16 protein-coding genes are annotated in these 17,623 nt (G+C 64.0%); 4 read left to right on the plus strand and 12 right to left on the minus strand.

Features of this window, described 5'->3' with window-relative positions; all coding sequences use genetic code 11:
- Nucleotides 1-56: 56 nt before the first annotated feature.
- The 5 genes from LB564_RS15350 to LB564_RS15370 all read right to left on the minus strand — a co-directional run bounded on the left by LB564_RS15350 (nucleotide 57) and on the right by LB564_RS15370 (nucleotide 4,019).
- Nucleotides 57-779 (minus strand): class II aldolase/adducin family protein, encoded by a 723-nt coding sequence (locus tag LB564_RS15350; protein ID WP_224538926.1) that lies wholly within the window; start codon nucleotides 777-779, stop codon nucleotides 57-59.
- A gap of 70 nt (nucleotides 780-849) precedes the next feature.
- Nucleotides 850-1,308: a YbhB/YbcL family Raf kinase inhibitor-like protein gene (locus tag LB564_RS15355; RefSeq protein WP_140704636.1), complete on the minus strand. Its 459-nt coding sequence runs from the start codon at nucleotides 1,306-1,308 to the stop codon at nucleotides 850-852.
- 28 nt (nucleotides 1,309-1,336) lie between these two features.
- Nucleotides 1,337-1,927, minus strand: a complete 591-nt coding sequence (locus LB564_RS15360) for an amino acid synthesis family protein (RefSeq protein ID WP_140704634.1) — start codon at nucleotides 1,925-1,927, stop codon at nucleotides 1,337-1,339.
- Between the two features lie 71 nt (nucleotides 1,928-1,998).
- Complete coding sequence (locus LB564_RS15365; protein WP_224538928.1) at nucleotides 1,999-3,138, minus strand: FAD-dependent oxidoreductase; 1,140 nt, start codon at nucleotides 3,136-3,138, stop codon at nucleotides 1,999-2,001.
- A gap of 44 nt (nucleotides 3,139-3,182) precedes the next feature.
- The gene (locus LB564_RS15370; RefSeq protein ID WP_224538929.1) at nucleotides 3,183-4,019 is read right to left on the minus strand and encodes an alpha/beta fold hydrolase; all 837 of its coding nucleotides are present in this window, start codon (nucleotides 4,017-4,019) and stop codon (nucleotides 3,183-3,185) included.
- Between LB564_RS15370 and LB564_RS15375 the strand changes: the two genes are divergently transcribed.
- Nucleotides 4,018-4,860: a GntR family transcriptional regulator gene (locus LB564_RS15375; RefSeq protein WP_224538931.1), complete on the plus strand. Its 843-nt coding sequence runs from the start codon at nucleotides 4,018-4,020 to the stop codon at nucleotides 4,858-4,860. The genes LB564_RS15370 and LB564_RS15375 overlap by 2 nt on opposite strands.
- 149 nt (nucleotides 4,861-5,009) lie before the next feature.
- Nucleotides 5,010-6,566: a GMC family oxidoreductase gene (locus LB564_RS15380; protein WP_224539225.1), complete on the plus strand. Its 1,557-nt coding sequence runs from the start codon at nucleotides 5,010-5,012 to the stop codon at nucleotides 6,564-6,566.
- Between the two features lie 120 nt (nucleotides 6,567-6,686).
- On the opposite strand, the gene LB564_RS15385 is transcribed toward LB564_RS15380, so the two are convergent.
- The 7 genes from LB564_RS15385 to LB564_RS15415 form a co-directional block, all read right to left on the minus strand.
- Nucleotides 6,687-7,565, minus strand: coding sequence for an SMP-30/gluconolactonase/LRE family protein (locus LB564_RS15385; RefSeq protein ID WP_224538932.1), 879 nt, complete (start codon nucleotides 7,563-7,565; stop codon nucleotides 6,687-6,689).
- A gap of 44 nt (nucleotides 7,566-7,609) precedes the next feature.
- Complete coding sequence (locus tag LB564_RS15390) at nucleotides 7,610-8,572, minus strand: 3-keto-5-aminohexanoate cleavage protein (protein ID WP_224538934.1); 963 nt, start codon at nucleotides 8,570-8,572, stop codon at nucleotides 7,610-7,612.
- Entirely contained in the window at nucleotides 8,569-9,516 is a 948-nt protein-coding gene (locus LB564_RS15395) for a 3-hydroxyacyl-CoA dehydrogenase (RefSeq protein WP_224538935.1), read from the minus strand. Before LB564_RS15395 ends, LB564_RS15390 begins: the two co-directional genes overlap by 4 nt.
- 12 nt (nucleotides 9,517-9,528) lie before the next feature.
- A complete protein-coding gene (locus LB564_RS15400) occupies nucleotides 9,529-10,335 on the minus strand; it encodes an SDR family oxidoreductase (RefSeq protein WP_224538937.1) in 807 nt (268 codons plus the stop codon).
- 12 nt (nucleotides 10,336-10,347) lie between these two features.
- Entirely contained in the window at nucleotides 10,348-12,423 is a 2,076-nt protein-coding gene (locus LB564_RS15405) for an ABC transporter permease (protein WP_224538939.1), read from the minus strand.
- A complete protein-coding gene (locus LB564_RS15410; RefSeq protein ID WP_318012808.1) occupies nucleotides 12,420-13,952 on the minus strand; it encodes a sugar ABC transporter ATP-binding protein in 1,533 nt (510 codons plus the stop codon). The genes LB564_RS15405 and LB564_RS15410 overlap by 4 nt, the downstream gene beginning before the upstream one ends.
- Nucleotides 13,953-14,047: 95 nt before the next feature.
- Nucleotides 14,048-15,175 (minus strand): sugar ABC transporter substrate-binding protein, encoded by a 1,128-nt coding sequence (locus LB564_RS15415; protein WP_224538943.1) that lies wholly within the window; start codon nucleotides 15,173-15,175, stop codon nucleotides 14,048-14,050.
- Nucleotides 15,176-15,381: 206 nt separating this feature from the next.
- Here LB564_RS15415 and LB564_RS15420 point away from each other — a divergent pair, with 206 nt between their 5' ends.
- Nucleotides 15,382-16,062 carry a GntR family transcriptional regulator gene (locus tag LB564_RS15420; protein WP_224538944.1) on the plus strand — a complete coding sequence of 227 codons (681 nt, stop codon included), beginning with the start codon at nucleotides 15,382-15,384 and terminating at the stop codon, nucleotides 16,060-16,062.
- A 76-nt stretch (nucleotides 16,063-16,138) separates the two neighbouring features.
- The gene (locus LB564_RS15425; RefSeq protein ID WP_224538946.1) at nucleotides 16,139-17,602 is read left to right on the plus strand and encodes a phospholipase D-like domain-containing protein; all 1,464 of its coding nucleotides are present in this window, start codon (nucleotides 16,139-16,141) and stop codon (nucleotides 17,600-17,602) included.
- Nucleotides 17,603-17,623 lie beyond the last annotated feature (21 nt).

The raw sequence follows: 17,623 nt of genomic DNA on the forward strand, positions 1-17,623 counted from the left end.
CGGGACTGGATCATCCCGGCCAGAACCGGGATGGCCCAACTATTCCGCGCACCGCGCTAGGCCAGGCCGGCCTCTCGCAGACGCTGCGACCAGTGATTCCATCCTCGATCGATCTGGGCACCGACGAGTTTTCCCGCCGTCCTTATCTCGCCCGGCGACAGATATTTGACAGTGCCGATCCGCAGGCCGGCCGTGAGCGCTGCCGCTTCCTGCTCCAGATAGAAGGCGCGGAAGACGACTTCCCGCACGGAGTTGCCGACATTGACGACGCCATGCCGCGCCATGAGGACCACGGTCTGGCTGCCGAGGCTTTCGGCGATGTCGGCGCAGACGTCGTGGCTGCCGCCGAAGAGATCCGTCTCATCCCCATGCTTGTCGCGGATCTCGTAGACCGGGACCGACTCGCCGATGAAAGCGCCCATGTGGGTGACCGGCCGAAGCGGTGTATCGACGAAGCAGTACGGCAGGACAGCCGGAGAATGGGTGTGGAGCACACACTGAACGTCCGGTCGCGCCTTGTAGATCTCGCTGTGGATGTAGCGCTCAAGATAGGACGGCCTGTTGTCCGAGGTTTCGCCGTCGAGGTTGAAACGCTGGATGTCGTCGACGGTTATCAGGCTCGGGGCAAGCTTCTGCGCCAGGAAGAAGCTTTCGGGATCCTCGGGGTCGCGGGCACTGATGTGCCCGAACGTATCCATGATGCCTTCGTTCAGAAGGATCTTCGTCGCCGTGACCAGCTCTTCGAAGACCGTCTGGCGCGCGAGGCTGTTGTCTTTCATTTCCAATTCTCCCATTGCGCGGCGCTGGCGACCATTTTGTTCTTGTTATCGGTCGCCGAGGCCGCGGATTTCACTTGTTCTCGTAGAGGCCGACGATCCGGTTTTGCTCGATGATGTTGCCGGCATATGTCTGCAGGAACTCTTCCCTTGTGGGCGTCCCTTCGACCTTGGTGTCGAGGGCATAGACCCAGAAATAATAGTGATGCTCGCCATGGCCGGCGGGCGGCTGAGGCCCGTAATACTGCATGCCGCCGGCGCCGTTGGGGCCGACGCGAAATTTTTCCTGCGCGTCCGAAAGATCGGTGGCCGACGGATCGATGCCATAGACGACCCAGTGCGTGAAGCCGTTGGGCAAGGGCGCGTCGGGATCGTGGCAGATGACCGCGAGCTCCTTCGTGCCCGCCGGCACGCCGCTGACCGTAAGCCTGGGCAATACGTTGCCTTTGTCGCCGGCATGCTCGTCGCGCAGTTTCCCGAGCGGCTCGAAATCCGCCGATGTGATCTTGAGGTCCTTGATATTCAGGGGCATGGAATTTCCTTCGCCAATTTCGATCGAACTAGACACCGGCCTTGAGGTCGGCGACGGTTTTGCCGCCGACGCGCTGATGCACGCGCGGACCCGAAGCGACGGCGACGCAGATCAAAAGCTCGTCGGGGCGCGGGCCGTCCGGCACGGAAAAGGTGACGGCGTCATAGTGGGACCGGATGTAGAGCTCGTCCTTGTGAGCGAGCGGGATATCGATGGATGTACCGGCGGCGGCGACCTTGCTGACCGACGAAATCCAGGCCTTGCCACCACCGACCTGCTGGCGCAGCGGATCTCCGAACACCGTGGTGATGCAGGCGACGACATGTTCCTGTTCGCCCGATGTGCCCGCGATGCCGCCCTTGCCATAGCTTTCGACCGGCCTGTTGCCGAGCAGCGCCACGGCACGCTCGCCGAGCGCATGACCAATGGCTGAACTCGGATTGGTCAGCTCGGACAATTCGGCGACGAACTTTCCAGCGAAAGGGTTGCGTATGACGACGCCTGTCGCGACCTTGACGAGCGTGTCGCCGGGCTGGCCGCCGTCATGCCGGCTTTCCTGGACCGAGGCGTACCAGCCCCTGACATCGTAATCCCGTTCGACTTCACTGGAATAATTCATCTTTATCTCCTGAAGGGAGCGTGCAACTTCCGCACGCGCCGATTAATTCGTTGACCGGCTGGCCAAAAAAACTACTGCGGCCATGAAAAGACGCCGCGCAGCGGGTCGTAGCGGGCTGCTTCCAATGCTGCCGGCGTGAACATGTTTCCCTTCGAGAGCGAGCGGTTCGCCGCATAGTCGCCGGACAGGGCCTGGCAGCGATCGGTGATCGGGCGAATGCGCTTTTCCCACGCGACGAGCGCGTCCTCGACCGAAGAGCCCGTCTCCAGATCTTGCGACAGGCTGAAGCCATTGACCATCGCGCAGCCGGCGCCCTGCGCAAGAGCCGGGCACATGGCATGCGCGGCGTCCCCCACGAGGGCCACCTTGCCTCTCGTCCAGCTATCGAGCTTGGTGGTTTCGTATTTGTCGTACCTGGCGGTTTTCAGCTTCGCCGCCTCGATCAGGCACGGCTCCAGGAAGGGAAACATCTCGACCCAGACCTCGAGGTCGATCGGCACCTGCGAACCCCGAGGATCGGCGGCCGGAGCCATGAGGCCGAGATAGAGTTCGTTCTCGTTGCAGGGCGAGTAGAGGATGCGCTGGACGCGCGGCCAGAAATTCCACATGTCTATGGTGTTGTCCCACTCGCCGTGACCGAGTTCCTTCTTCTTGCGAGGGACAATCAGCCGGATGAGACCGTCCTTTGAGACCCACCGATCCTGCTTGAAGCCGATGGAATCCCGGACCTTCGAGCCAACGCCGTCGGCGCCGACGATCAGGTCCGCTTCGAGAACCTCTCCGGTCTGAAGGGTCAGGCGGCCTTCCGGGTCGGCGGCGACCGCTTCGGAGTTGACCGATATCTCGACCCCCAGAGCGCGGGCGCGGTTGACCAGCGCATCATGCAGGTGGCTCCGGGTCATGATGCGCCAGGGAAGCCCGTTGAACGTTTCCTTCGAAACGGACTTGTTGTGCATCCAGGTTTCGTAGGTCGGAGGCGTGTGCGAGCCTTGGAGAACATCATCCAGCGCGCCCAGTCCTTCGAGGACCCGAAGGCCGTTGTGCCAGAGATAGATGCCCGCGCCGAATGCCCGTAGCTCCGAGCTCTTTTCGTGCAGCCTGACGTCCCAACCGTTCTGCCTCAGGGCGATGGCGGCCGTCAGGCCGGCAAAGCCGCCGCCGGCGACCTCCGCGCGGCGCGCCTTGCCCTGGGTTTTGTTTACATTGGCCATTTTCTATCCTGATGCTGCGTACGAGAAGACGGCGTGCTGCGCCGTCAGGCGTCGATGAAATTGGTGATGGCTTTCAGCGTGATCTCGGGAGAGACCTCGTTGACGTAGTGGTCGGCGCCGGGGACGACGACCACGGGCAGATCCGGCCGCAGCCGGCTGGTCTTTGCCAGCGCCACCGCCGAAACCAATTTGCTCGCCTCGCCCCGAACGATGAGAACGGGCTTCCCCACGTCCCGATAGGCGGGCGCCAGGTCCGATCGCAGGCCCTTGGCGGTCTGAGCCATGGCCACGGGCGACGCCAATGGCCGCAACCCGCCATCGACCCGGCGATAGCCGCTTTCGGCCCGGATTCTGATGGCAGCGGCGGGAATGTTCGTATAGCGCCCGGCCAGATAGGATTCGACAGCCTCGAGATTCTCGAAAAGCTGGCTTCCCGCGTTCACGCGGGCCTCCAGCGCGTCCAGGGCTTCGGTCTCGATGTAGGGCGTGAAGTCGATTGCGACGACCGATCGCACCAGGTCTGGATGTCTCACGGCGGCCGTGACGGAATTTCTGGCGCCAAGCGAATGTCCGACGAGGATGGCGGGACCCCGGCCGAGCGTGCGGATCAGGCCGGCAATGTCGTCGGCGTAGTCGTTCGCCTCATAGCCGCCTTCCGGCTTGTCGCTGAGGCCGTGCCCCCTCTGATCGACGGCCACGGTCGTGAAGCGATCCGAGAGCCGGGCCATCAACGGCGTGAAGACCGCGGAGTTGGAGGTAATGCCATGGAAGAACAGCATCAACGGGCCGTCGCCGCTTTCGCGCACATTCAAGGCGATACGGCCGGTGTCGATGCGTCGCGAGCCAAATTGGTCGCAAGTTATCTCTGCCGCCATGTCCATGACCCTCACCATCACTGCCCGTCTCGTTCAAAAGGAACATACAGCCGGAGGGACGTCAAGCGGATTGTCTGACATTCTTGCAATCTTCAGATTTGACAATCTGGCTATTTTCCACGGCGTGACGTATGCTGCTCCGGCGATTGCGACTCAAACCCAAGAGACGTTAGAGATGCCTCCAGATTTGAATTTGCGAATTTCGCCACGGACAGTGCAACGGGAGACCGTCGACAAGTTACGGCTCGCCATCTTCTCCGGGCTGTTCCAGCCGGGAAGCCGCCTCATCGAAAGCCAGCTATGCACACAGCTCGGCATCAGCCGCCCTTCGCTGAGGGAGGCTTTGCGCAGTCTCGAGGCCGAGCGGCTGATCGAGATCGTACCCAACCGCGGCCCCTCTATACCGTCCCTTACATGGGAGGTGGCAACCGCCATTTACGAGGTTCGGGAGCTGTTGGAAGTCGAGGCGGCGGGACGGTGCGCGTCGAGAATTTCACCTGAGCAGTTGCGTGAACTCGACAAATCCCTCTCCGCGTTCGAAGAGGCGGCGTCCAGCAATGACAGCCTGGCGCAGGTCATGACGGCCGCGGACTTCTATTCCATCATCCTCGCCAATTGCGGCAATCCGATCCTCGAGGAAGTCCATCGCGGCCTGGTGGCCAGGATAAGCTTCTTTCGGGGACGATCCATGTCATTGGACGGCCGGGCACAAAGCAGCCTGGCGGAGATGAAGGAGATATACGAATCCATCGCCGCCGGCGACGAGAAGGCCGCCCGCAAAGCCTCGAAGAACCACCTGTTGAAGGCGAAAGCGGCAGCGAAGATGTCCATGGACAGCGCGACTTGAGTTTTTCGAAAGACAGCTGCTCCGCCTGAAACTCGAAGCCCTTTGATGTCGCGGATCGACTGTCCGCGAACAGGTCGACGCGCGGACCCACGTCGTACGGCGCCCCACTTGCCGACCATCCAAATACGCAAGCGCCAGATGGAGTGATGATGACCATGGCGAATTTCGAACGCGAACGGGATGCCGATTTGGTCATCGTCGGCGGCGGCTCGGCGGGCGCGTTGCTGGCCGCGCGCCTGAGTGAGGACCAAGACCGTCGCGTTCTCCTGATCGAGGCAGGCGAAGAGGCTGTTGACCCCGACATCTGGAACCCCGCTGCCTGGCCGGCGCTTCAGGGCCGTGGCTACGATTGGGACTATCGCACGGAGCCGCAAGCCGGCACCGCGGGCCGGGTGCATCACTGGGCACGCGGGCGATTGGTGGGCGGCTCGAGTTGCCTGCACGCGATGGGCTATATGCGCGGCCACCCCCAGGACTTCCAGGCGTGGGTCGACGCGACCGGCGACAACAGGTGGAGCTGGGACGGATTGCTGCCCGCGTTTCAGGCCATCGAGGATCATCCGCTCGGCGGCAATGGCCTCTACGGCAAGGGTGGGCCGATGCCCGTCCATTTGCCGACGGACGAGGTCAGTCCGGTCGCGCGCGCGTTCATCGAAGCCGGCGTTTCGCTCGGCCTGCCGCGCCTTGAGGGCCACAACAGCGGACAGATGATCGGCGTCACCCCGAACTCCTTGAACATTCGCGACGGCCGGCGGGTCACGGTGGCCGACGCCTGGCTCACGCCGGCCGTTCGAAGCCGCAAGAACCTGACCATCCTTACGGGATCCCGCGTGCGGCGGCTCAAACTGGCGGGCAATCAGGTCCGCGGCCTCGAAGTCGCGGGGCAGCAGGGTCCGGTCGAAATCCTTGCGGATCAAATCGTGCTTTGCGCCGGCGCGCTGGAAAGTCCGGCTTTGCTGATGCGCTCGGGCATTGGTCCGCGCGACATGCTCGATGCCGCGGGCGTCGGCTGCCTGATCGATATGCCGCAGGTCGGTCGAAACCTTCAGGACCACCTGCTTGGTGCCGGAAATCTCTATGCCGCCCGCAAATCCGTTCCTCCCTCGCGCCTCCAGCACTCGGAGTCGATGGCCTATATGCGCGCCGACGGGTTTACCGGTGCCGGCCAGCCCGAAATTGTCGTTGGCTGCGGCGTCGCGCCGATCGTGTCCGAAAGCTTCGAAGCGCCAGCCCCCGGCACGGCCTACTCGCTGCTGTTCGGCATCACCCATCCGACGAGCCGCGGCAGCGTGCGCATCAGCGGGCCGGAACTCGACGATCGATTGATCATCGACCCCGCATACCTGCAAAGCAACCGGGACCGCGAGCTGTTTCGCCAGGCGCTCGAGGCGGCCCGGACACTCGGGCACCGAAACGAACTCGCCGGCTGGCGAGAGCGCGAGCTCCTGCCAGGCACGCTGAACGGTGTGGCTGAAATGGACGACTTCATCGCGCGGGCGGTCATCACCCACCATCATCCCTGCGGCACTTGCAGGATGGGCAAGGATCCGGACGCCATCGTCGATGCGGACCTGCGGCTCAAGGCGCTCGACAATCTTTTTGTCGTTGACGCTTCGGTCATGCCCAGTCTCACCGCAGGGCCGATACACGCCGCGGTCCTCGCGATCGCCGAGACCTTCGCTCGCCGGAAACTCCTGCCGTCTTGATCGGAAGGCCGGCGAGCTCCACGACGGCCAAAAGCACATCGTCCTTCCAGCCGGCCGTCACCGCGGCCTGGCCGATTTCATTGACGAGAGACAGCAACTGGTGCCGTCATTCGGCCGAGGTCAGCCGCCAAAGCGCGGTTCGGCGATACCCTTGATTCCCAGGCCAGTGATGGCAAACAGGCTGCCGCGCAGCACGCCGTCGCCGGGGAAGCGCGGCAGCGGCGGCTTGGCCATTGAGGTGACGTAGAGCGTGTCGAGCTTCGGCCCGCCGAACATGACGCTGGTGATCTTCTTCACCGGCATGTCGATGATGCGGTCGACCGAGCCATCAGGCGCATAGCGCACCAGCCTTCCGTCATAGACCAGCGCATTCCACAGATAGCCTTCCGCGTCGACGGTGGAGCCGTCGGCGGCCCCACCCTTGCTGGTGTCAACGCGCACGAAGGTACGCCGATTGGTGGCCGCGCCGGTGGCGATGTCATAGTCGTAGGCCCAGATCTCGCCGGTCCAGGTGTCGGCGAAATAGAAGGTGCGGTCGTCGGGGCTCCAGCATGGGCCGTTGGAGCAGATGATGCCGGAATCGATCCTGGTCACCGAAAAATCCGGATCGAGCCGGTAGAGCCCGCCGGAGGGGCCTTCCTCCATCGTATCCATCGAGCCGGCGAAGAAGCGGCCGCGCCGGTCGACCTTGCCGTCATTGAGACGGTTCATCGGCCTGTCCGGTTCCGGGTCATGGATCAGCGTGACGTCGCCGGTGGCGAAATCGAGCAAATGGAAGCCGCGCTGCAGCGAGACGACCGCCCCGCTGCCATCCTTGCGCAGCGCGATCGAGCCGATCTTCATCGGCACGTCCCATGAGCGGATTTCGCGCCCGTCGGCGGTCGCCCGAAACACGCGACCGTCGAAGCTGTCGATCCAGTAGAGGCGCTCCTGTTCGACGTCCCACAAAGGCCCCTCGCCCAGCGTCGTCTTCACGTCCACCACGACTTCGATCTTCATGCCATCCTCCCATATTGGTGTGCAGCGGCGATTGGTCGGCCGCCTCAGAAAGCAACCTTGTCGCCGCCCTTCAAGGACAGGATTTCGCGCGCCTCGTCGGGCGTCGCCACCTCCATGCCAAGCCCTTCGATGATCTTGCGCGCCAGCACGACCTGTTCGGCATTCGACTTGGCAAGCTTGCCCTTGCCGGCCCACAGGCTGTCCTCCAATCCGACGCGGATGTTGCCGCCGAGCGCCGCCGATTGCGCGGCGATGCGCAACTGGCTGGCGCCGGCGCCAAGCACCGACCAGCGGAACTGGTCGCCGAACAAGCGGTCGGCGGTGCGCTTCATATGCGCGACATCCTCCGGATGCGTGCCGATGCCGCCGAGCAGGCCGAACACCGACTGGACGAAGAAGGGCGGCTTAACCAGCCCGCGATCGGCGAAATGGCCGAGATTGTAGAGATGGGCGATGTCGTAGCATTCGAATTCGAAGCGTGTGCCGTTGTCGTAGCAGGTCGCCAGGATGTACTCGATGTCCTTGAAGGAATTGCGGAAGACGAGATCGCGCGTCGCTTCCAGATGCGGCTTTTCCCAGTCGAATTTGAAGGTCTCGTATTTGTCGGCGAGATGGTAAAGCCCGAAATTGATCGAGCCCATGTTGAGCGAAGCGACCTCGGGCTTGAACTGGGCTGCCGGCTTCACGCGCTCCTCGACCTTCATGTAGGGGCTGCCGCCGGTGGTGATGTTGATGGCGGCATTGGTGCCTTGCTTGACGCGCGGCAGGAAGCGGGCGAAGGCCTCCGGCGTCTGGTCGGGCTTGCCGGTTTCCGGGTCGCGGGCATGCAAATGCAGGATCGCAGCGCCGGCCTCTGCCGCGGCGATCGCTTCCGAGGCAATCTGATCCGGCGTTATCGGCAGATAGGGCGACATTGTCGGCGTATGGATCGCTCCCGTCACCGCGCAGGTGATGATGACCTTGCCCCTGGCCGCCGTTGCGCCAGATTTGCGGCTGGTTTCTTTCATTGTCCGAACTCCTGATCCGATTTCTTCTTGTGCGCCGCCAGCGCCATCAGCCGGCGGTCGCGCCACACCTGCCGCTCGCCTAGATTTTCCCTGGGCAAGCGCTTGTTGCGCTCGGCCTCGACGGTTGCCATCACCTCGCCCGCCCAATCGACCCGGCGCAGCATCTGCGGAAAGATGTTTGAGTAGATGCCCTGGTAGCGATCGACATAGTCGCGCACGCCACCGGGCGCGTTGAGATCGATGGTCTCGAACGGACCCATGAAGGACCAGCGCAGCGCCAGGCCGTCGCGGATGCCGATGTCGACATCCTCGACGTTGGCATAGCCGTCGGCGACCAGCCGGAACGCTTCCTCCAGCAACGCGCCTTGCAGGCGGTTCATGATGAAGCCGTCGAGTTCGCGCTTCATCACCAGCGGCGCATGGCCGGCCTCGATGAGGAAGGCGCGCGTGGTTTCAAGCGTCTCGGCCGACGTCCACGGCGATGGCACCACCTCCGCAGCCGGAATGAGATAGGGCGGGTTGATTGGGTGCACGACTAGGCAGCGATCTCGTCCCTTGAGATGGTCGGTGAATTTCGATGGCAACAGCGCCGAGGTGGAACTGGCGATCACCGCGTGCGGATCGGCGGCCGAGTCGATCAGCGAAAACACCTCACGCTTCACCTCGAGATTTTCCGGTGTGTTCTCCTGGACATGGACCGCCCCGGCCAACGCCTGCCCGAGTTCGGCGACAACAGCGATGCGATCGAGCACGGCAGCGGCGTGCTGTCCCCGCAGCAGGTCGTTGGCGGCGAGATCGCCGAGCACGCCGGCGATGTAGTCGCGGGCGCCGCCGGTCGCGGCGGGCGATTGGTCCCACATCGCCACATCATGGCCGGCGCGCGCGAAACTGACCGCCCAGGCCCGCCCGATGAAGCCGCTGCCGATTATCGCAACTCTTGCCATGAACCCGCCTCCTCAAAGTGTCTCGACATTGCCATCGACGCCGAGCGACTGGCCGGAGATGTTTATCCCCGCGTCCGAAAGCAGGAAGGCGACCATAGAGGCGACATCATAAGGGCTGGTCATGCGGCGCAACGAGATGTTCTGCAGGTAGCGCCCGGTCATCTCCTCATGGCTGATGCCGACCTGCTTGGCGCGCGCCGAGATGACGCCTTCGATGCGGGGGCCCTCGATGATGCCGGGCAGGATGGCGTTGACCCTGATGCCGTGCGGCCCGAGCTCCTTGGCGAGACTCTGCGTGAAGCCGATGACGCCGAACTTGGCGGCCGAGTACGGCGTGCGGAAAGCATAGCCGTGGCGGCCGGCGGCCGACGACATCGAGACGATCGAGCCGCCACCTGCCGCCTTGATCATCGGCACGGCGCGCCGCGCGCACAGGAATTGGCCGGTCAGGCAGATATCGAGGCAGCGCCGCCAATCGTCTGGCTCGATCTCGTCGACGCCGCCGGTCGGTCCGGCAATGCCGGCATTGTTGATCAGCGCATCGAGCCCACCGAGCTTCTCGGCGACCGTCTCGAACAGCCGGTCGACGTCGTCCTCGCGCGAGACATCAGCCTTGACCGCGGCCACCAGTTCGATCTTGCCCGGAGCAGCGGCCAGCGCCTCGTCGGAAACGTCGCAGACGACGATGCGCGCGCCAAGCCGCGACAGCGTGTCGGCGATGGCGAAGCCGATGCCACCGGCGCCAGCCGTCACCAACACGCGCTGTCCTTTGAGGCCGGCCAGGAATTCGTCCGCCGTTTCAGGTGCCTTGGTGCTCATCGTCCTGTCCTTTCAATGAGGCTGCCGCTCGCGCAGCGCCATGACGGCGCCCAGAATCACCAGCCCGTAGAGAATTGCCCGCGTCGCATAGGGCAGCGTGGTGCCGGCCAGCAGCATTTGCAGCGCCGTCAGCAAAAGCACGCCGCCGAGCATGCCGAGATAATGGCCGCGCCCGCCGGTGATCAGCGCGCCGCCGACCACGACGACGGCGATCGACGGCAAGAGGTAGTCGTCGCCCATGCCAAGGCTCGCCTGACCGGAAAAGCCGGTCAGCATGACGCCGACAAGGGCCGCGCAGACCGCCGACAGCATATAGACCAGGATCAGCGTGCGCTCGACGCCGATGCCGGACAGGCGTGCCGCGCGTAAGCCGTTGCCGATGCCGTAGACCCGGCGCCCGAACGGCGTGCGTCCAAGCAAGAGCACCGCCAAGGCGACGAAGACGACCATCAGCAGGACGACCGGCGTCACGAAACCGAGCCTGGCCGTCATGAACCAGCGCAGCATCGGAGACGAGAAGCCGGCCGGCGTTCCCTGCGAATAGAGCAGCGCGAAGCCTTGCAGGATACCGTTTGTGGCGAGCGTCATGACGATCGGCGAAATGCCGAGATAGACGATGCCGAAGCCATTGGCGAAACCGATGGCGCAGGCCATCACCAGCACGACCGGCAAGGCATAGACAAGGGCGGCGTCCGAGCCGTTGACCATGCCGGCCAGGATGATGCCGGAAATGCCGATCGTCCACGGCACGGAAAGATCGAGGCCGCCGGTCAGTATGACGGTTCCCTGCCCCAGCGCCAGCACGGCGAGGAAGGACGACAGCACCAGCAGCGAATTCCAGTAGCCCGGGTTGAGGATGGCACGGCCGAGCCAGATCTGGGTGACGATGACGATGACAAGCAGGCAGACATAGGCGGGCAGCGCATAGCGCAGGACCTCGGCGTTGCGGCGATAGAGGGCGGGAGGCGGCAGGGCCGCGTCCCGCTTGCCATGCGAGGGTCCGCTGACCCTGAGCCGCCGGTCCACGGGCTCGAGCTGCGAGGGCAATATGCCGGCGCGCCAGGCGGCAAGCCGGGCGCGCGCGGCGCGAAGCTGCACGGCAAGCACCGACATGTGGGACAGGGAACCGGCCAAGGCAGCCAGCACCAGAATGGTGCCTTCGGCGATGGTCGCATAATAGGCCGATACGTTGAGCACCAAAAGGATGTTCACCACCATCATCAGGATGAAGGCGCCGAAGACGCTGCCCACCGGGCCGCCCTGCCCGCCGCCGAGGCGCGTGCCGCCGACGACGACCGCGGCGAACATCGACAAAAGCAGCGGATTGCCGACCAGCGGATCGCCGCTGCCGGTCTGAGCGCTGATGAACACACCGGCAAGGCCGTAGCAGCCGCCGGCGATCACATAGACGGCAAAGCGCACCAGGACGACATTGATGCCGACCGCGGCCGCGGAATCGGCGTCGCTGCCGACGGCATAGAGCGCGGTGCCGAAACGGGTCCCCTTCAGCCAGAACCAGGCAAGCAGTACCACGCCGATCACCACCAGCGGCATTGGCAGCCAGCCGGCGATCGCGTCGCCCAGATAGAAGCTGCCGAGATCGGGCGATACGAAGCCGCCGGGCTTGTCCATCACCAGCAGCGTCACGCCTTGCAGGATGAACATGGTGGACAGCGTCACCACGATGGGCTGCATGCGCAGCACGGCGATGAAGAAGCCATTGAAGGCGCCCACCGCCATGCCGACACCGATGCCGACCGCCGTCCACAGGACGATGCTGGCGCCCGGCGCCATCGGATCCATGCTCGATGCCAGCACGGCATTGACCAGCGATATCACCGCGCCGGCGGACAGGTCGAAGCCGCCCGACAGGATCACGATGGTCTGGCCGATGGCCGCGAGCGCCGAGGTCGCGCCGCCGCTCGACAGGAACGACACGTCGAAATAGGTCAGCGGCCCGGCGCTGATCCAGTCGACGACGAAAAGCAGGATCGCCAGCACCGACGCGGCGATCAGCGCGCCGCGATTGCGTGCCAGCGCGCGGCGCAGGCCGAAGCCGACTGATGCGGGGGATGAGACGCTGCTCATGCGGCGACATCCCCGGCATGCCCGAGCGCCGGCCGCATGATGGCGGGCTCGGTTATGGCGTCACCCTCCAGTTCCGCGGCGATGCGCCCGTCATAGAGCACCAGCACCCGGTCGCATTGATGGACCAGCTCGGGAATCTCGGTCGAGTGCAACAGGATCGAGCCGCCGGCGGCGACGTAATTTCGCATCATTACATAAAGCTCATGCTTGGTGCCGACATCGATGCCGCGCGTCGGATCGAACAGAAGCAGGATGCGGCTTTGCGCCACCAGCCATTTGGCGATGGCGATCTTTTGCTGGTTGCCGCCCGAGAACGCCCCGGCCCGCGTCCACAGCGCGCGGCGGTCGACTTCGACGGCGGCGAATGCCTCTTCCACGGAGCGCGTCTCGGCCTTGGCGTCGACGAGGCCAAACCGCGTGAAGCGCGACACCACGGGCAGCGTGGCGTTCTGGCTGCCCGACAGTTTCAGGAACAGGCCCTCGGACTTGCGGTCTTCCGGCACCAGGCCGATCGCCATGTTGGGCCGAAGCGCGTCGGCCGGGGAGCCGAGCCAGACTTTGCGGCCATCGACGAGAATGTCGCCTCGGGTGATTTCAGCCATGCCGAAACAGGCGAGGAACAGGTCCTGCTGACCCATTCCCTGCAATCCGGCAATGCCGAGGATCTCGCCCCGGCGCAGATCGAAATTCGCGCCGTCGAGCTTGCGTCCGACCTTGAGGTCACGCACGCCCAGAACCGGAGGCCCAAAGGCCTGGGCGCCCTTGGGCTTGGGCGGAAAAGTCTGCTCGATGCTGCGACCGATGATCTTTTCGATCACGTCTGCATCCGAGACCTCGGCGACCGGCGCGGTGACGATGTGGCGGCCGTTTCTCAGGATCGTCAGCGTGTCGCAAAAGGCCCTGACTTCGCGCATGCGATGGGTGATGAAGACGATGGTGGTGCCTGCCGCGTTCAGCCTGGCGATGATGTCGCCCAGCCAGTCGACGTCGCGGCCGGCGAGCGTCGAGGTCGGCTCGTCGAGCAGCAGGATGCGCGGCTTGCGATAGACGGCGCGCGCGATCTCGATCTTCTGGCGCACGGCAAGCTCGAGTTCGCCAACCTCGGCATCGAGATCGACGGAAAAGCCGAGATCGTCAATATGACGGCGCACCGCGTTGCGTGCCGCTTTGCGACGTATCAGGCCGGAGACGCCGATGGGAGCGTATGGCAACAGCATGTTGTCGAGGACCGAGAGATCGCGCACCAAGGTCATCTCCTGGAACGCCGTCTGCACGCCCAGCGCATGTGCCGCGCGCGGTGCGCCGTAGCTGATCTCTTTGCCGAAGACGCGGACATGGCCTTCGCTCGGCCGCACAAGACCCGACAGCAGTTTCACCAGGGTCGACTTGCCGGCTCCGTTCTCACCCAGCAATGCGTGGACGCTGCCGGGCGCGATGGCGAACGATACGCCGTCCAGCGCGACCGTCGGCCCAAAGGCCTTGCCGATGCCGTCGATCTCGATGGCGGGAAGTTCGAACTGTTCTGTCATGTCCTCGATCGCCGGGCTTTTGGGCGCCATCCACCGGCGCGGATCGACGATGCACGGGAGATATCCGCGCATCGTCACCATTGGCCTTGGGAGGCTCAGTTCTCCGGCTGACCGACAAGGGCGGCGTTGAGGCCGACCTCGGGTGTCTGGTCGGAGAAGATCGAAGCAAACCAGCCGGGATTTGAGACCAGCGACGGCTTGAAGGCGTTGCAGCCTGCCTTCATTTCCGCCCAGGTGCCTTCGTCGCACAGCTTGATCGTCTCATTGGTGACGACCGGCAGCGGCAGGATCGTCGTCTTAGGCACGTCCTTGCCTTCGATCGCCTCGACGGCGAGCTTCAGGGCCAGCGCACCCGAATAGGGCGGCGAGGCATAGGAAATGCGTTGCGCGCCTGCCGGTGCGTAGGGTGGAGCAGCACCTTCCACCTCGGTGCCCTCCGGCAGCATCTGGATGCGGCCGCCATTGGAACCTTCACCGGCGCATGGCAGGAGTTCGCTGGCCTTCTTGCCGGCTTCCAGTTGCATGGAGTTGGCGGTGAAGCAGCCAACCTGCATCCACAGCCCGTTTATGTCGTTCCAGTTGCGGGTGGCCAGGATCTTCGAAAGCTCGGTGCGGGCGACCGCCTGGCTCCACATTCCGACAGCCTCGCCGACGATCTTGATGTCGGGATATTTGGCGAAGACTTCCTTGGCGGCCTTTGTCCGCTGATCGTCGACGGACGTGCCTGGAACACCGGTGATGGCGATGATGTTACCCTTGCCATTGAGCTTCTTGACCAGCCATTCGGCGGTCACCCGGCCCGCTTCCAGCTGATCGATATGGACATTGTAGGCGCAAGGTTCGGTGATCTCGGCGTCGTAGGCAAAGACCTTCACACCCTTGTCGCAGGCATTTTTCACGACCTGGTTGAGCGCGGTCGGCGAGATCGGATAGACGACGATCGCCTCGGCGCCGCTCTGCACCATGGCGTTGATCTGCTGGATCTGGCGCTGGGCGTTCGGCCCGGCGACCTGGACCTGCAGGTCGACCTTGTCGGCCAGGCTCTTGTGCGCGGCCATGGCCTTGACCATGTTCGCCGCCTCGGCCTGCCAGTCATTGCCGATATAGCTCATGCTGAGAAATATCTTGTGCTTTTCGGCGGCTTCGGCGGCCGACACGCCGAGGGCGCAAACGGCCATGCCGGCCAGCAGCGCGAGCCGCCGGATATTCAATCCGATTCTCATGTGAATTCCTCCCGATACGAACGACCGAATGCCTCCCAGGGGCACGAGACGCGGCCCCTGTCATCCGATATCGGTGACTGTATCATGATTTGATCAAAGATCAATGATGAAATATCCTATAGAACGGCGCGACGCTTGACGCCGCGACCGGAACCTTGCATTTCGGGAGCATGCGCAGCCTTTTGCGCGGGAAGGTTGATCGGGAGATGGCCGGAGCGGCGTTCAGGAAGCCTGGTGTCGAGATAACGCCGCTGTCCAGGGAGACCCTGCAGGACAGGGTCTATCGCCATGTCACCGAATTGATCCTCGACGGCAGCATCGTGCCTGGCGAGATGGTGACGGTGCAAAGCCTCGCCGACGCCTTCGGCGTCAGCCCGATGCCGGTGAGGGAGGCATTGCGGCGGCTGACCGCGGCCAACGCCTTGATGGTCGTTTCAGGCCGCTCGATCGGAATTCCGGCACTCAGCCGCGCCCGCCTCGTCGACCTCAGGAATGTCCGCTTCGAGATCGAGGCGATCGCCGCCGCGTGGGCGGCCGAACACATGGACGAGCAGGGGATCGCGCGGCTCGCCCGGCATCTGGAAGTCCTCGAACAGGCCAATGCGGCGGGAGACGTCAAATCCTACCTGCGCGCCAACTACGCCTTTCATTTCTCCATCTACCGGGCCGCGGGCTCCGAGAACATCCTCAACATCATCGAGAACCTGTGGCTGCAGATCAGCCCCTATTTCAACATGCTGCACGATTCCGGAAACTATTCGACCGCCAACGAGCACCATAAGGAGATGTTCGCGGCGCTGCGTGATCGCGATGGCGAGGCGGTCAAGACCGCCGTCCGCGCCGATATCGACGCCGCTTTCAACGTGCTGACTGGCCTGCTCAAATAGCCGTGCATCCAATCGGTGAAGGCGGACATGGCCAGCTGCATTGCCTTCCGCGGGCGCTCGCTGGATAGTCCTGGCAATGTTCGAGACCCTGACGATTCACTGGCCCCAAATATTGGCGATCATCTCCGTGGTGATGGCGACCATCGGCATTGCCCATGCCGTCATGACCAAGGAGGACGTTCGCGCCGCCACCGGCTGGGTCGGTGTCATGGTGCTGTCGCCGATTCTCGGCGTGCTGATCTATGCCGTCGCCGGCATCAACCGCATCCGCCGCGCCACGATCAGCGCGCAGCGCCCGCTTGCCGGTGGCCTGGTGTCGGCCAAGCATGAGCGCGATGTCGCGGCCGAGGAGGCGTTGATCATCGAGCGCTATGGACAGCGCTTCACCGGCCTCAGAACGCTGGGCGACAGGGTGGCGCGGCGCGCGCTCAACCCGGGAAACGCGATCGATGTGCTGGAAAGCGGCGACGAGGCCTATCCCGCCATGCGCGCGGCGATCGACGGAGCCGAGCGCAGCGTCCTGCTCGAGACCTATATTTTCGACAATGACGCGGTCGGCCTGCTCTTCGTCGAAGCGCTGGCCGGCGCCGTCCGGCGCGGCGTCACCGTTCGCGTGCTGATCGATGCCGTCGGCGCCCGCTACTCCGTCCCCAGCATCCTGGGGCATTTGCGAAGCGCCAACATCACGGCCGATGTCTTCAACGGCAACATCGTCATGGGCCTGCGCTTGCCCTATGCGAACCTGCGGACCCACCGCAAGATCCTGGTGGTCGACGGCACGGTTGCGTTTACCGGCGGCATGAACATCCGCAAGGGTTTTTCGGCGGAGTTCGCTGGCTCCAACAGCGCCAGGGACACGCATTTCAAGGTCACCGGACCGGTTGTGGCCGATCTCTTCTCGGTCGCGGCGGAAGACTGGCGCTTCGCCACCAAGGAGGCGCTGAAGGGCGATGCCTGGCGGATCGCACCGGTTTCGCCGCCCGCCGGCCAGCCGATGCTGGTGCGCGCGGTCGCCTCCGGACCGGATGCCAGCAATGAAACCAACCACAAACTGCTGATCGGCGCCTTCTCGGTCGCGCGCAAGTCGATCCGCCTGATGTCGCCCTATTTCCTGCCTGACCGGGAACTGATCAGTGCCTTGGTCACCGCGGCGAGGCGCGGCGTCGAGATCGATGTCGTGGTGCCGGCGGTGAACAACCTCTTCCTCGTCGACCGCGCCATGACCGCGCAATTCGATCAGATTCTGAAGAATTATTGCCGCATATGGCGCACGGAAGGCCCTTTCGACCATTCCAAGCTGCTTTCGATCGACGGCGTGTGGGCCTATGTCGGATCCTCCAACCTTGACGCCCGCTCGCTGCGGCTCAACTTCGAAATCGATCTGGAGGTGCTCGACGCAGGCTTTGCCACCGAGATCGAGAACCGGATCGGCTCTGCGATCGAAACGGCCGTCCCGGTCACGCTGGCCTCCTTGCGGGCACGCCCGTTCATCATCCGCCTCTTCGACCGCATCCTCTGGCTGGGATCGCCCTATCTCTGAGAAACGCCGTGCTTAATAAAA

The organism is Mesorhizobium sp. ES1-6, from assembly GCF_020164775.1.
Classification (GTDB): Bacteria; Pseudomonadota; Alphaproteobacteria; order Rhizobiales; family Rhizobiaceae; genus Mesorhizobium.